Source organism: Candidatus Avedoeria danica, from assembly GCA_016703025.1.
Taxonomy (GTDB): Bacteria; Chloroflexota; Anaerolineae; order Epilineales; family Epilineaceae; genus Avedoeria; species Avedoeria danica.
The window spans coordinates 2,491,648-2,505,071 of the sequence record JADJCV010000004.1 but is presented as its reverse complement, the minus strand read 5'-3'; the positions used below and the strand labels follow the sequence as shown (position 1 = coordinate 2,505,071).

Annotated in this window: 14 protein-coding genes and 2 tRNA genes; 15 read left to right on the top strand and 1 reads right to left on the bottom strand. The window is 70.9% G+C overall.

All coding sequences use genetic code 11. The features are described 5' to 3' along the window. Nucleotides 1–6: 6 nt before the first annotated feature. Entirely contained in the window at nucleotides 7–2,445 is a 2,439-nt protein-coding gene (locus IPG72_13010; protein MBK6769902.1) for a hypothetical protein, read from the bottom strand. A 206-nt stretch (nucleotides 2,446–2,651) separates the two neighbouring features. Between IPG72_13010 and IPG72_13005 the strand changes: the two genes are divergently transcribed. From IPG72_13005 to IPG72_12935, 15 genes are all read left to right on the top strand, one after another. Continuing rightward, nucleotides 2,652–4,061, top strand: coding sequence for a cysteine--tRNA ligase (locus IPG72_13005; protein MBK6769901.1), 1,410 nt, complete (start codon nucleotides 2,652–2,654; stop codon nucleotides 4,059–4,061). Then, nucleotides 4,058–4,954, top strand: coding sequence for a 23S rRNA (guanosine(2251)-2'-O)-methyltransferase RlmB (rlmB, locus tag IPG72_13000; protein MBK6769900.1), 897 nt, complete (start codon nucleotides 4,058–4,060; stop codon nucleotides 4,952–4,954). Before IPG72_13005 ends, rlmB begins: the two co-directional genes overlap by 4 nt. A 187-nt stretch (nucleotides 4,955–5,141) precedes the next feature. Next, nucleotides 5,142–5,214 (top strand) — tRNA-Thr (locus tag IPG72_12995). 74 nt (nucleotides 5,215–5,288) lie between these two features. Next, nucleotides 5,289–5,370: transfer RNA gene (locus tag IPG72_12990), tRNA-Tyr, on the top strand. A gap of 40 nt (nucleotides 5,371–5,410) precedes the next feature. Next, nucleotides 5,411–6,610 carry an elongation factor Tu gene (gene tuf, locus IPG72_12985; protein MBK6769899.1) on the top strand — a complete coding sequence of 400 codons (1,200 nt, stop codon included), beginning with the start codon at nucleotides 5,411–5,413 and terminating at the stop codon, nucleotides 6,608–6,610. Between the two features lie 155 nt (nucleotides 6,611–6,765). Then, a complete protein-coding gene (secE, locus tag IPG72_12980; GenBank protein ID MBK6769898.1) occupies nucleotides 6,766–6,924 on the top strand; it encodes a preprotein translocase subunit SecE in 159 nt (52 codons plus the stop codon). An 85-nt stretch (nucleotides 6,925–7,009) separates the two neighbouring features. Further along, entirely contained in the window at nucleotides 7,010–7,639 is a 630-nt protein-coding gene (nusG, locus tag IPG72_12975) for a transcription termination/antitermination protein NusG (protein MBK6769897.1), read from the top strand. Nucleotides 7,640–7,780: 141 nt separating this feature from the next. After that, entirely contained in the window at nucleotides 7,781–8,209 is a 429-nt protein-coding gene (gene rplK / locus IPG72_12970; GenBank protein MBK6769896.1) for a 50S ribosomal protein L11, read from the top strand. A 13-nt stretch (nucleotides 8,210–8,222) separates the two neighbouring features. After that, nucleotides 8,223–8,927, top strand: coding sequence for a 50S ribosomal protein L1 (locus IPG72_12965; GenBank protein MBK6769895.1), 705 nt, complete (start codon nucleotides 8,223–8,225; stop codon nucleotides 8,925–8,927). 384 nt (nucleotides 8,928–9,311) lie between these two features. After that, nucleotides 9,312–9,848, top strand: coding sequence for a 50S ribosomal protein L10 (locus IPG72_12960; GenBank protein ID MBK6769894.1), 537 nt, complete (start codon nucleotides 9,312–9,314; stop codon nucleotides 9,846–9,848). 132 nt (nucleotides 9,849–9,980) lie between these two features. Continuing rightward, the gene (gene rplL, locus IPG72_12955) at nucleotides 9,981–10,370 is read left to right on the top strand and encodes a 50S ribosomal protein L7/L12 (GenBank protein MBK6769893.1); all 390 of its coding nucleotides are present in this window, start codon (nucleotides 9,981–9,983) and stop codon (nucleotides 10,368–10,370) included. A 310-nt stretch (nucleotides 10,371–10,680) separates the two neighbouring features. Continuing rightward, nucleotides 10,681–11,601 (top strand): helix-turn-helix domain-containing protein, encoded by a 921-nt coding sequence (locus IPG72_12950; GenBank protein ID MBK6769892.1) that lies wholly within the window; start codon nucleotides 10,681–10,683, stop codon nucleotides 11,599–11,601. Further along, nucleotides 11,556–12,683 (top strand): tRNA 2-thiouridine(34) synthase MnmA, encoded by a 1,128-nt coding sequence (mnmA, locus tag IPG72_12945; GenBank protein ID MBK6769891.1) that lies wholly within the window; start codon nucleotides 11,556–11,558, stop codon nucleotides 12,681–12,683. Before IPG72_12950 ends, mnmA begins: the two co-directional genes overlap by 46 nt. Beyond that, nucleotides 12,680–12,976 (top strand): hypothetical protein, encoded by a 297-nt coding sequence (locus IPG72_12940; protein ID MBK6769890.1) that lies wholly within the window; start codon nucleotides 12,680–12,682, stop codon nucleotides 12,974–12,976. The genes mnmA and IPG72_12940 overlap by 4 nt, the downstream gene beginning before the upstream one ends. Before the next feature lie 76 nt (nucleotides 12,977–13,052). After that, nucleotides 13,053–13,400 (top strand): hypothetical protein, encoded by a 348-nt coding sequence (locus IPG72_12935; protein ID MBK6769889.1) that lies wholly within the window; start codon nucleotides 13,053–13,055, stop codon nucleotides 13,398–13,400. Nucleotides 13,401–13,424: the final 24 nt, after the last annotated feature.

Here is a 13,424-nt window from a genome sequence, read left to right as displayed (position 1 = left end):
GACGTTCTACCGGTCGATGGCGACCGGCAGGTACACGGTCTGCGGCATCGCCGCCCAGTGGATGTGGCCGAGGAGAGACTGGTAGCCGCCGACCGGCTGCTCGGGCTCGCGGCGGATCGGGAGGCGTGGGTTGCGGCTGCGGTTGCAGCCGCGCTGCGCGCCCTGATCCAGTAGCCAGATGTCGGTGTCGCGCCCGCTGCGGGCGGCGGCGAGCGCGGCGAGCGGGCATTCGAGGAGCAGGACGGCGCGGTCGCCGCGGACTTGGACGAGCACCGGCACGTCCTGGGCCACGGCCGCCAGCTGGAACGTCGCCACGCCGTAGAGGAGCGCTTCCGTCGGGTCAACCGCCGCCAACAGGCGCCACTCGACGTCGATCAGCCGCCCGACCTGGTCCGAGCCGTCGCCGCTCGGGATCGTCACGTCGCGCGCCGAAACCTCGCTCCAGTTCCCGCCGTTCAACCGGAGCACGACGCCGCGCGGCGTGCCAGGCGGCCGGGTCGCCGCGTCGTCGCGGCCGATCGCCCAGCCGGCGCGCGGGCTGACCATCTGGAGGTCGAGGACCGTTCCGCGGACCGCAACCGGGTTCGGCGCCCAGCGTGCGCCGAGCCACTGGTGCAGCGCTCCGTCGTCGCCCGCCGCCCAGCCCATCTCGGTGCCGCCCGGGCCGACGGCGGCGTCGAACGGCGCGACCAAGCCCTCGCAGCCGGCGCCCAGCGCGAACTTCACGCCGGCCCCACCGCACACCGGGCCACCGGCAGCGAGCGGCGGCGCGCCGAGGACGCGGCTCCACGCGTCCCCGTCGTACATCATGAGCTCGTTGTCCCGCCGGGCCCAGAGGCGCCCGCCGCCGACGTCGCGCAGCTGGCGGGGTCCGCCGCCCGCCGGCAACTCGGCGGCGTGCCACGCCCCGTCCCGCCATCCGAGCAGCTCCGTGGTGCCCGGCCGCGGCTCGACCCGCCATGCCCAGGCGGTGTCCGCGCTGCCGGGCTCGAGGAACCAGCGCGCATCGGTCGCGGTCAACCGGAAGGCGGCGGGTGCCACCCAACCCACACCGTTGCCCAGGAGCGGCATCGTCCCGCGGGCGGAGGCCAGCCAGTGGGCGCCGGGCGCACGGGCCGACCCAGGCAGCGCCGCGACGTCGCCGCCGAGGGCCGCCGCGCCGGTGCGCGCACCGGATCCGTCGCCGGGCGTCGGGCCGGCGAGCGGGTGGATGAGCCGCAGCGCATCGTCCTGCAGCTCGAACAGCCCGACCGCGCCCTCGGCCGCCGTCGGCTGGCCGGATGCGCTCGGCAGCGACGCGGCGACGACGAGCGTGCCGTCGCCGCGGGCGGTGAGGTCGAGCCAGGCCAGCGGCGGCTCGATGTCGACTTGGTGGAATGCGTCGCTCCAGCCCAGGTCGTCGACGGCGGTGTCCGACCAGCGCGTGCCGTCGAAGCGCCAGAGCGCGGCGCCGTTCGTGAAGCCGCGAAACGTCGGCAGGCCGGCGATGGCCGCGCCGGTGACGGCCGGACCTTCGAGCGTCTGGCGCACCGTGAGCGCAACGCGCACCCACTGCAGGCCATCGGGGCGCGGCGGGTTGGCGTCGCGGTCGGCGGCGGGGGGGGCGAGGCCGAAGGCCGTCCAGCGCGCGCCGTCCCAGGCCATCACGTCGCTGCCCGCCGCTGCAAGGCCACGGCCGTCGGCGCCGAACGCCAGGTCCGTCAGACAACCGTGCTGGACCGGCAACTCCACCTCCTGCCAGTCGTAGCCGTCATAGCGCCACGCGACCGGCCTTGGATCGGCCACGGCGGTGCAACCGCCGACCCAGAGGTTGCCGGCGGGATCGATCGCCGCGCTGAATAAGAGCCGGCCATCCAGCTTGGGGCCGGTGACGAGCGCGGCGCGTCGGCCGTCGAACCGGACGATCGCGCCGGCGTTCGTCGTGTAGTCGAAGCCGACCGCAAACACCTCGTCCGCGGCGCTGCCGACGACGGCGTACAGGTCGGCGGGCGAGACCGGACCGACGGTCTGCCACTCGCCGTTCGTCCGCCGGGCCATGCCGCCCTCGTGGCCGACCGCCCAGACATCGGCCCCGGCGGCGCCGATCGCGTAGGCAAAGTAGACGCCCTTCGTGTCGATCTCGCCGGCGGCCCACAGCGCCCCGTCCTGCCAGCGCACGACGCGCGGCCGCGACATGAAGGAGAGCCACAGTGACCGACCATCGTCGGCCACGCTGACGACCTCGTCGTCGGCGCTGATCGCCTGCAGCGCATAGCTCGGCACCCAGCTGGCGATGCCGAACTGGCGCATGAGCGCTTCGAGGTTGCCCGGGCGCGTCTGGGCGTGGGCCGAGCCGGAAGCGGTCGCGCCGACGAGCGCGACGGCGGCAAGCGTGAGGACGGCGGCCAGTACGGTCGCCACGGGGGCGGCGGGCACGGCGGCGCGTGTGGGATGGGCGAGGCGCATGCGACCGAACCTCGAAGGGTGCGCTCGGCGTTGGCGGCGCGGGCGCGTCGGGAGGGCATGATAGCTTGAACGATCGAGCGGGCAGCGAGGATGGGGGCGGGGGGCGCGCGGGAAGACGGGGTTTTCGGCGGCGGTGACGACTCGCCGTCGGCGTCGCGTATGATTGACGCTTCGCGCCGCTCGTCGATGCCGCAAAGGCTTGTGCCATGGCCCTTCAGATCTTCAACACGCTCACCGGCCGCAAGCAGCCGTTCGAGACGCTCGAGCCTGGCGTCGTCAAGATGTACGTCTGCGGCGTCACGGTCTACGCCAGCGCGCACGTCGGCCACGCGATGAGCTACCTGGTGTTCGATACGATCCGTCGCTACCTCGAGCACAGCGGCTACGTCGTCCGCCACGTCCAGAACTTCACGGACGTCGACGACAAGATCATCCACCGTGCGAACGAAGAGGGCGTCTCGGCCTTCGAGATTGCGGATCGCTATGCGCGGGAGTTCACGATCGAGATCGACCGGCTCGGGCTCCTGCCGGCGCACATCTACCCGCGCGTGTCGAGCGAGATGCCGGCGATCGTCGCCATGATCGCCGACCTCATCGCGGGCGAGCACGCGTACGCCGCGGCGAACGGCGACGTCTACTTCGACGTCGGCAGCTTCCCGACGTACGGCCGCCTTTCGCGCCGCAACCTGGCCGAGGCGCGGCCCGCCGAGAGCGAGGTGCCCGGCAAGCACACGCCGCACGACTTCGCGCTCTGGAAGGCCGCCAAGCCGGGCGAGCCGGCCTGGAGTTCGCCGTGGGGACCCGGGCGGCCGGGCTGGCACATCGAGTGCTCGGCGATGGCGCGCGCGCACCTCGGGGACTCGATCGACCTGCACGGCGGCGGCGACGACCTGAAGTTCCCGCACCACGAGAACGAGATCGCCCAGAGCGAGGCGTGCTGCGGCGGGACGTTCAGCCGCTACTGGGTTCACAACGGGCTCGTGCAGGTGGGCGACGAGAAGATGTCCAAGAGCCTCGGCAACATCGTGAGCATCCGGAGCTTCCTGGACGCGCACGAGCCCGAGGCGCTGCGCCTCTTCGTCCAGAGCGGCCATTACCGCAACCCGACGACGCTGACGGACGACGCGATCGAGGCCGCCGAGAAGGGGTTGGCGCGGCTGCGGGGTGCGCTGCGGCCGGCCCACGCCGGCGGCGACGCGGCGACCGACGACATCGTGCGGCTTGCCGCGGCCTCCTCAACCGCCCAAGCCGAATTCGACGCCGCAATGGACGATGATTTCGGGACGCCGGCCGCGATCGCGGCGCTGTTCGGCCTCGTGACCGAGATCAACCGCGCCCGCGAGGCCGGCGTCGGGCCGGACGCGCTTGCGGATGCGCAGAGCACGCTCGTTCAGCTCGGCGGCGTGCTCGGCTACGACCTGCACGGCGGTTACGCCCGCACGTCGGCGGGCGGCGGCGCCGAGGCGGGGACGTTCGTCGATCTGCTCATCGAGCTGCGCAACGAGGCACGCGCGGCGCGCGACTTCGCGGCCGCCGACCGCCTGCGCGATGCCTTGACCGAGCGCGGCGTCGCGCTCGAGGACTCGCCGACGGGGACGACATGGCGGCTGGGATGAACGACCGCCGACCCCCCCAACGTCGCAACCCCCGCCCAGGCGGCGCCGGCAACGCCCACAAGGCCGGCAACGCGAACAAGTACGGCGCCCCGCACCGCCCCGGCACGGCGGGCGGCGACCCGGCCGACGGCGACGCCGTGCTCGACCCGGCCTTCAGCGACGCGGACGAGATCATCTACGGCCGCCACCCCGTCCTCGAGGCGCTGCGCGCCGGCCAGGCGCTGGCCGAGGTCGTGATCGCCGAGGGCGCGCACGGCGACGTCGTCGGCCGGATCGCCAAGGTGGCCCGTGAGCGGGGCATCTCCGTGCGGCATGTGCCGCGGCCGGCGCTGGACCGCCTCGCCGGCGGCACCGCTCACCAGGGCGTCGTCGCGCGGGCGGCGGGCGCGGCGTACGTGGACGTGGCGGAGATCCTGGCGGTGGCGATCCGACGCGGCGAGCCGCCGTTCGTTCTCGTTCTCGACCAGATCCAGGACATCCACAACCTCGGCACGCTCATCCGCACCGCGGAGGCGGCCGGCATGCACGGCCTCGTCCTGGCGGACCATTTTGCCGTCGGCGTGACGGCGGCCGTTCGCAAGGCCTCGGGCGGCGCCGTCGCCCATCTGCCCGTCGCCCGAACGGACCTCGCGCAGGCCATCGACGACCTGAAGGCGGCCGGCGTGCGCGTCGTCGGGCTGGCGATGGACGGCGAGGTCGAGTGGTCAGCGGCGGACCTGACGGGGCCGCTGGCGATCGTCGTGGGCAGCGAGGGGCGCGGGATGCGGGCGGCGGTGGCGCGGCGGTGCGATCTGGCGGTGCGGCTGCCGATGCGCGGGCAGGTGGAGTCGTTGAACGCGGCGGTGTCGGGGGCGATCGTGGTGTACGAGGCGGTGCGGCAGCGGGGTGGATGACCCCGGTGAGTGAACGTGCCGGCAGCGCGCCCGCCCCGGTCCTGCGACGGCCCCCCGACTCCGGCCGCAAGCCCCGGTTCGATCGACCCCTTTTCGCTTGACCCGCCCGCGCAGCGTGCCCTATACTCGCCCTTCGCGACCCCCCGGCCGCAGGCTACTGCTGCCCGAGCGCCGGTATGGCTGAACTGCCGACGTAGCTCAATTGGTAGAGCAACGCACTTGTAATGCGTAGGTTGTCGGTTCAAGTCCGACCGTCGGCTCTGCAGCGTCGGGCAAGGGTTCGCCGGGGCACAGGTTCGCCAGGGTGCGGTGCGACAACCGAACACGGTTTTTGGGGCGGATACCCAAGTGGCCAAAGGGGGCTGACTGTAAATCAGCTGGCAACGCCTTCGGAGGTTCGAATCCTTCTCCGCCCACTCGACACGCGACCGTAGTTACGATCCAGGAGCAAAGGCAATGGGCAAGGCAACGTTCGTACGCAACAAGCCGCACGTGAACGTCGGGACGATCGGGCACGTGGACCACGGGAAGACGACGTTGACGGCGGCGATCACGAAGGCGCTGTCGAAGAAGGGGTACGCGGACTTCACGGCGTTCGACATGATCGACCGTGCGCCGGAAGAGCGGGAGCGCGGGATCACGATCGCGATCGCGCACGTGGAGTACCAGACGGACAAGCGGCACTACGCGCACGTGGACTGTCCGGGACACGCGGACTACATCAAGAACATGATCACGGGCGCGGCGCAGATGGACGGGGCGATCCTGGTGGTGTCGGCGCCGGACGGGCCGATGCCGCAGACGCGGGAGCACGTGCTGTTGGCGCGGCAGGTCGAGGTGCCGGCGATGGTGGTGTTCCTGAACAAGGTCGACATGATGGACGACGAGGAGCTGTTGGAGCTCGTCGAGTTGGAGCTGCGGGAGCTGCTGAGCGCGCAGCACTTCGACGGGGACAACACGCCGATCGTGCGCGGGAGCGCGCTGAAGGCGTTGGAGTGCACGTCGAACGAGCCGACGGCGCCGGAGTACCAGTGCATCTACGCGTTGATGGACGCGGTGGACGCGTGGGTGCCGGAGCCGGAGCGGGAGATCGACAAGCCGTTCCTGATGCCGATCGAGGACGTGTTCTCGATCAAGGGGCGGGGTACGGTGGTGACGGGCCGCGTCGAGCGCGGGATCGTGAAGACGGGCGAGGAAATCGAGATCATCGGACTTGGCGAGACGCGCAAGACCGTGGTGACGGGTGTGGAGATGTTCCGGAAGATCCTGGACGAGGGGCGGGCGGGCGACAACGTCGGCGTGCTGCTGCGCGGGATCGGGCGGGACGACGTGCAGCGGGGCCAGGTGGTGTGCAAGCCGGGCAGCATCAAGCCGCACACGAAGTTCGAGGCCGAGGTGTACGTGCTGAAGAAAGAGGAGGGTGGGCGGCACACGCCTTTCTTCAACGGGTACCGGCCGCAGTTCTTCATTCGGACGATGGACGTGACGGGGAGCGCGACGCTGCCGGGCGGGACCGAGATGGTCATGCCGGGCGACAACGTGAACCTGAACGTGGAGCTGATCACGCCGGTGGCCCTCGATGCGGGCAGCCGGTTCGCGATCCGCGAGGGCGGCCGCACCGTCGGTGCCGGCGTCATCACCAAGATCATCGCGTAGCAAGCGCGGCGACCGCAGCCGAATCGCGGCCGCCGGCCACCGTGTGGTGGTCGGCGGCCGCGCCGTCTCCCGGCTTGCCGCGCGCAAGGAGTCTGATCGTGACCGAGCAGTTGACGGACAGTGAGATCAGGCGCAGCCGGCTCAGCGCCTATGTGATGGATACGCGGGCCGAGCTGAAGAAGGTGGTCTGGCCCACCCGTGACCAGGCGATCAACCTGACGATCGTCGTGCTGACCGTCGTGCTGATCATGACGGGCATCCTGTGGGGCATCGACGCGGTGTTCTCGCAGTTCTTCAAGTTCTTCCTCGGCTGATCGCGTCCGCTGTCGGGTCCATGGCGAGGTCCGTCGAACGATACCGGGCGCTGGTGCAAGCGGCACGAGCGCCGCGGAGGTGAGCATGGCACGGAAGGCGAAATCCGAGGACGAGGCACCGGTCGAGGCCGTTGCCCCCGTGGTCGAGGCACCCGCGCCCGCGGCGGTGCCCGAGGATGCCCAGTGGTACGTCATCCATACGTATTCGGGCTACGAGAACAAGGTCAAGCAGAACCTCGAGCACCGCATCGAATCGATGGGGATGCACGACCAGATCTTCCAGGTCGTCGTCCCGGTCGAGGAAGAGGTGGACATCAAGGACGGTCAGCGCCGGATCGTCGAGCGCAAGATCTTTCCGGGCTACGTCCTCGTTCGGATGATGCTGACCGATGATTCGTGGGCCGTCGTCCGGAACACGCCGGCCGTCACGGGCTTCGTCGGCGGCGGCGCCGACCCGCAGGACCGCCTGCGCCCGACGCCGCTCCGGCCGTCGGATGTCGACAAGATCCTGCGGCGCATGGAGGCCGAGGAGCCGACGGTGCGCGTCACGTTCCGGATCGGCCAGAACGTGCGGATCGTGGACGGGCCGTTCACGGACTTCCACGGCGTGGTCGACGAGCTCGATATGGAGAAGGGCAAGGTCCGGCTGATGGTGAACTTCTTCGGCCGCGAGACGCCCGTCGAGCTCGACTTCCTGCAGGTCGAAAAGGTCTAGTCAAGTGGGTGTTCGTCGGACCGGCATCAGCCGTTCCGATTGTGTCGTCGACGAAGGCGAACGCGAGCCGCCGTACGTCATAGAGGCCGTCCAGCTCGCCGGCGATTGCGCCGATCCGCGACGGTCAAGAGGAGTTTCACGATGGCCCAAAAAGTGGCCGCCATCATCAAGCTGCAGCTCAAGGGCGGTCAGGCAACACCTGGTCAGCCCGTGGGCCCCGCCTTGGGTGCGCACGGCGTCAACATCATGGCGTTCGTGAAGGAGTACAACGCGCGCACCGCCAATCAGCCGGGTGAGATCATCCCGGCCGAGATCACCGTCTTCCAGGACAAGTCGTTCACCTTCGTCACGAAGACGTCGCCGGCTTCCTTCCTCATCAAGAAGGCCGCCGGCGTCGAGCGCGGCGCGGCGAACCCGCTGACGGACCGCGCCGGGCGCCTCACGAAGCGCCAGGTGCGCGACATCGCCGAGAAGAAGATGGTCGACCTCAACGCGTACACGATCGACCAGGCCATGCGGATGATCGAGGGCACGGCGCGGTCGATGGGCATCCAGATCGTGGAGGGCTAAGACGATGGCACGCATGGGCAAGCAGCAGAAGGCCGCCATCGCCAAGGTCGAGCACGGTCGGCGCTATGCGCCGTCGGAAGCGCTCGCGCTGGCCAAGGACGCCAAGTTCGCCAAGTTCGACGAGACCGTCGAGCTCCACATCCGGCTCGGCGTCGACCCGCGGCATGCCGACCAGCAGGTGCGCGGCGTTGTGGCGCTGCCGCACGGGACCGGCAAGCAGGTCCGCGTGCTCGTCTTCACCGAGGGCGAGAGCGTCAAGGAGGCCGAGGAGGCCGGCGCCGACTTCGTCGGCGGCGACGAGTTGGCCGAGAAGATCCGTGCCGAGAACTGGCTCGAGTTCGACGCCATCGTCGCCTCACAGCCGATGATGCGCGTCGTCGGGCGCCTCGGGCCGCTCCTCGGTCCGCGCGGCCTCATGCCGAGCCCGAAGGCCGGGACGGTGGTCATGCCGCAGGACGTGGCGCAGGCGGTCCGCGAGCTGAAGGCCGGCCGGATCGAGTTCCGTGTCGACAAGACGGCCAACATCCATGTCCCGATCGGGAAGGCGAGCTTCGAGGTGGATCAGCTCGTCGACAACATGGGCGCCGTGGTGGACGCGATCATGCGCGCCAAGCCGGCGACCGCCAAGGGAACGTACGTCAAGAACGCCACGCTGGCGACGACGATGGGGCCGGGCATTCGCCTCGACCTGCCGGCCACGCTGGCGATGGTCGTCTAGCCTTCCGCGCAAGATGGACGCGCGGCTTGCATTCGCAGGCGCGGCGCATAGAATCGCCGGGCCGTGCAGCGTCCGTTGGACGCGGCGCGGCCGGACGGACAACCGCATCTGGGTCTGCTCGACGGACCTGAGTTCGCTGTTCGAACGCGGCTGAAGACCGCAGGTGCGCCCTTCGGGGCGCGTAATCCCGACCGATTGGCCGGGGCCTGCCGAGGCACGCTCACGATTGTGCTCATTCTGGCCCTCGTATCCGTACGATCGGTCAACATGCGCCCCCGTGTGCCTCCGGCCGCGGGGGCGTTTTCGTGGGCCGGCGACGCCGCCGCAGGGTGTCGACGTCAGGCCAATCACTGCTACGAACCTCTTCGAAAGGAGGTACCGAACTTGCCATTGACCATGGATCGCAAGGAAGTCATCGTCCAGAAGATGGCCGAGGAGCTGAAGGGCGCCGCGGCGATCGTCGTCACGGACTACCGCGGGTTGAGCGTCGATCAGCTTGGCCAGTTGCGCGGGTTGCTGCGCAAGGACGACGCGTCGTTCTTCGTCATCAAGAACACGCTGTGCAAGCGCGCGTTCGAGGTGGCCGGACTCAGCGCCCCGTCTGAGGCGCTGTTGACTGGACCGACGGCCATCGCCGTGCTGCGTGGCGCGTTGTCCGCGCCGGCCAAGACGCTGCTCGACTTCGAGAAGAAGAGCCAGATCCTGAAGATGCGCGGCGTCGTGATGGAAGGGCAGGAGATGGGCGCCACGGGCGTCAAGTCTCTGTCCGAGCTCCCGACGCGCGACGAGCTGCGCTCGATGCTGCTCGGCGTCATCAGCGGCCCGGCGCGCTCGCTCGTCACCGTCGTGTCCGCGCCGATGCGCGACGTCGCCGGCGTGCTGCAGGCGCGCGTCCGCAAGGGCGACGAAGCGGCTGCCTGATCGACCGCAACGGCGGATCGGCCGCGGGCCGATCGCCATGCGCACGTGCTGTCCGTTGACCCATCCGTTCACCCGAACAACCCGGTGGCCGCACGCGCGGCCACCCAGCCGATGAAACGAGGAGAGACCGACATGTCGGATAAGCTGACGAAGATCAAGGAACAGTTGGACGGCCTGACCCTGTCCGAGGCCGCCGACCTCGTGAAGCAGCTCGAGGAGGCATGGGGCGTGAGCGCCGCCGCGCCGATGGCGATGGCGGCGATGCCGATGGGCGGCGGCGGCGGCTCGGCCGAGCCCGTTGAAGAGCAGACCGAGTTCGACCTCGTCCTCGAGGACGCCGGTGCCGAGAAGATCAAGGTCATCAAGGCGGTCCGCGAGCTCAACCCGGCGCTCGGCCTGAAGGAAGCCAAGGACGTCGTCGAGGCCGCCCCGACGGCGGTCATGACGGGCGTGGCCAAGGAGGCCGCGGAGGCCGGGGCGAAGTCGCTGCAGGAGGCCGGGGCCAAGGTCACGGTCAAGTAGCGTTGCCGTTCGTCGGAGGTACGCGCCCTCGCGAACGGCACGTTCACGGTTGTTGGACTGAAGCCGAACGTGCCGAGCGCACCGCGTGGAGAAGCACGTCGTGCAGACGCAGTTCCGGAAGAAGTCCCGCAAGAAGGTTCGGTAAGAAGGTTCGGTAAGACAGTCGGAAGGGGGCGGACCTCGTGTCCGCCCCTTTCTTTGGCCGCATCCCTATGATTGACCGCGTCGCCGCCACCGGCGATACTGGGGTGCTGCCCGGGGTGCTTGTTGGGCCCGTATCTGGGGTGCAGTTCTTGGAAAGGCGGTCGGGATGAGCTTGTCGGAGCTGGGGGCCTACCTGCAGCGCCAGCGCGAAGAGAGCGGGCTCAGCTACGCGGACATCGAGGCCCAGACGCGAATCCGGGCCAAGTACCTCCGTGCGATCGAGTTCGGCGAGTGGGACGACTTGCCGCCGGGTGTTTACACGCGCGGCTTGGTCAAGATGTACGCGCGCTCCCTCGGCCTCAGCGCCTCGACGGTTCTGCGGATGTACGCCAAGGAGCGCCCGAACGAGGCGCGCTTGCCGGAGCCGCAGCTCATGAACCGGCCGCTGATCCGGCAGCCGAGGCTGAGCTTCGAGACCGTCCTTTCGGGCGTCGTCTTCCTCGTCGCGGCCGGCCTTTTCGGCTGGATGGTCGTGACGCAGCTCGGGCCGGTGGTCCGGCGCTTGGCGGCCGACGGGGATGTCGCACCGTCCGCCGCCCCGACGAGCACCGGCGCCGCACCGGCCGCAGCAACGCCGATCGCCACGCGGCAGCTCGGCGGCACGACGACGTCGGCGACGCGCGCGGCCGGCGCGGCAGCGCCAACGTCGGCGACCGCATCGGCGACCGGCGGCACGGCGGTGGCGGCCCTCGGTGGGACGACCGTCCCACAGCCGACCGTGGCTGCGCAGACGACAACGACGGCGACGCTCGGCCTCGTCATTCAGATCGAGGCCGTCGAGGACGCCTGGCTGTCGGTCTACCTGGACGACGCCGCCAAGCCCGCGTTCTACACCTTCCTCAAGCCGGGCACCACGCCGCTGCGCTTCGAGGCGCGGTCGCTCGTGCGCCTGCGCACCGGCAACGCCGGCGGTACGCGGGTTTCGCTCAACGGCCGCGATGCGGGCTCGTTGGGTGACAAGGGCGACGTCAAGGAGCTGCAATGGCGGCTCGCGGCGGACGGGACGATCGTCCAGCAGGAGTTGTGAGCACCACCGTCGCCGTCGCCATGAGCGGTGGCGTCGACAGCTCCGTGGCGGCGGCGCTCCTGTCGGCGGCCGGGCACCGCGTGTTTGGGATCATGCTCCGGCTGTGGGCTGAGCCCGATGCGCCCGAAGCCGCGAACCGCTGCTGCACGCTGGGCGCCGTGGACGACGCCCGGGCGGTGGCGGATCGGATCGGCATCCCGTTCTCGGTCATCGACGTCCGCGACGCGTTCAAGGCGGCGGTGGTCGATGCCTTTCTGGCCGCGGCGGCGGCCGGCGACACCCCCAATCCGTGCTTCAACTGCAACCGCCGGGTGCGCTTCGGCCTCCTGTTGGACCAAGCGGTCGCGCTCGGCGCAGATGCGCTGGCCACGGGCCACTACGCGCGGACGCGCCGCGCGCCGGACGGCACCGTCGAGCTCCTGCGCGGCGTCGACGCCACCAAGGACCAGTCCTATGTGCTGCACGCGCTCGATCAGGCGCAGCTGGCGCGGGCGTGCTTTCCGCTGGGCGCGATGCTGAAGACCGAGGTCCGCGCGACGGCGGAGCGGCTCGGGCTGCTCGTCGCCCACCGTCCGGACTCGGTCGATCTGTGCTGGACGGCGCCCGACGGCGCGGCCGGCTTCCTCGGCCGCCACCTGCCCGCCGCGGTGATGGCGCCCGGCGCGATCGTCGACCGAACCGGCCGCCGGCTCGGCACGCACGCCGGGTTGCCGCGCTACACGATCGGTCAGCGGCGCGGGCTTGGGGTGGCCACCGGCGAACCCGTGTTCGTCGTCGGCCGCGATGCGGTCCGCAATGCGCTCGTCGTCGGGCCGGCGGAGGCGCTGGGGACGAACGACGTGGTCGTTCGCCGGATGCACTACAGCGGCGGCGCGGCGCCCGATGGTCCGGTGCGCGTGACGGCGCAGGTCCGTTACCGCGCCACGGCCGCGGCGGCCACGCTGACGCCGCTGCCGGACGGCGGCGCCGCCGTCCGGTTCGACGCGCCCGTGCGCGCACCGGCGCCCGGCCAAGGGCTGGTGGCGTGGCGGGACGACGACACCGTCGTGCTCGGCGGCGGCACGATCGCGGCGGCCGCATGAGCGACGTCGCCGCGGCGGTGCGCGGGCTGCCGCCCGGCCTTGCGCTGGCGCTGCTCGTCATCGCCCTCTCCGGCAGCCTCTTCCACACGCTCTTCGGCCGGACGACACGCGGCTTCGCGGCCGCGATCGGGGTCGCCGCGGCCGGATTCGTCGCCGGCGAGCTCTTCGCCCGCCTGATCGACAGCCACGGCGGGCGGCTGGGCGGCGTGCACTTGATCCACGGCGTCGCGGGCGCGTGGGTGGCGATGGCGTTGTGGCGATGGCGGGGTGGGGGGCGCGGGGAGCGGGGGTAGGGTAGGGTTGGGTTCCGCCACCGTCGCCCGCCACGTGCTACAATCGCCGCCCCCGCGAAGGTAGAGGGAAGTGGCCATGGACGCCAGCTGGCATGCCGTGATGCGCGACATCCTCATCATCCTGGCGGCGCTCACGTTCACGCTGAGCTGCGTGTTCGGCGCGCTCGTCGCGTGGCAGCTCTATCGCCTCGGCCGGGCGCTCAAGCGCGACGCGCAGCCCGTCCTGGACTCCGCGCTCGAGACCGTGGCGACGGTGCGCGACACGTCGTCGTTCATGAGCGAGCGCATCCGCTCGGTGCCGCTGCCCGCCCGGCGGCCGGCGTCGCCGGCGGCCAAGCCGGCCGTCAAGCCGGCCGCCAATCCGGGCGACGCGCCGGCGACGGGCCGGCGTGGGCTCGGACGCTTCTTCCGCGGCCGCGGGTGACGGCCGCACACCCCCGAAGGGCGG

Bases quoted from the DNA above. Each gene is read 5' to 3' on its own strand.
- IPG72_12965 (MBK6769895.1), top strand. From the start codon at position 8,223: ATGGGCAAGCAGCAGAAGGCCGCCATCGCCAAGGTCGAGCACGGTCGG.
- secE (MBK6769898.1), top strand. From the start codon at position 6,766: ATGGATACGCGGGCCGAGCTGAAGAAGGTGGTCTGGCCCACCCGTGAC.
- rplL (MBK6769893.1), top strand. From the start codon at position 9,981: ATGTCGGATAAGCTGACGAAGATCAAGGAACAGTTGGACGGCCTGACC.
- IPG72_12935 (MBK6769889.1), top strand. From the start codon at position 13,053: ATGGACGCCAGCTGGCATGCCGTGATGCGCGACATCCTCATCATCCTG.
- tuf (MBK6769899.1), top strand. From the start codon at position 5,411: ATGGGCAAGGCAACGTTCGTACGCAACAAGCCGCACGTGAACGTCGGG.
- rlmB (MBK6769900.1), top strand. From the start codon at position 4,058: ATGAACGACCGCCGACCCCCCCAACGTCGCAACCCCCGCCCAGGCGGC.
- nusG (MBK6769897.1), top strand. From the start codon at position 7,010: ATGGCACGGAAGGCGAAATCCGAGGACGAGGCACCGGTCGAGGCCGTT.
- IPG72_12950 (MBK6769892.1), top strand. From the start codon at position 10,681: ATGAGCTTGTCGGAGCTGGGGGCCTACCTGCAGCGCCAGCGCGAAGAG.
- mnmA (MBK6769891.1), top strand. From the start codon at position 11,556: ATGGCGGCTCGCGGCGGACGGGACGATCGTCCAGCAGGAGTTGTGAGC.
- IPG72_13010 (MBK6769902.1), bottom strand. From the start codon at position 2,445: ATGCGCCTCGCCCATCCCACACGCGCCGCCGTGCCCGCCGCCCCCGTG.
- IPG72_13005 (MBK6769901.1), top strand. From the start codon at position 2,652: ATGGCCCTTCAGATCTTCAACACGCTCACCGGCCGCAAGCAGCCGTTC.
- IPG72_12940 (MBK6769890.1), top strand. From the start codon at position 12,680: ATGAGCGACGTCGCCGCGGCGGTGCGCGGGCTGCCGCCCGGCCTTGCG.
- rplK (MBK6769896.1), top strand. From the start codon at position 7,781: ATGGCCCAAAAAGTGGCCGCCATCATCAAGCTGCAGCTCAAGGGCGGT.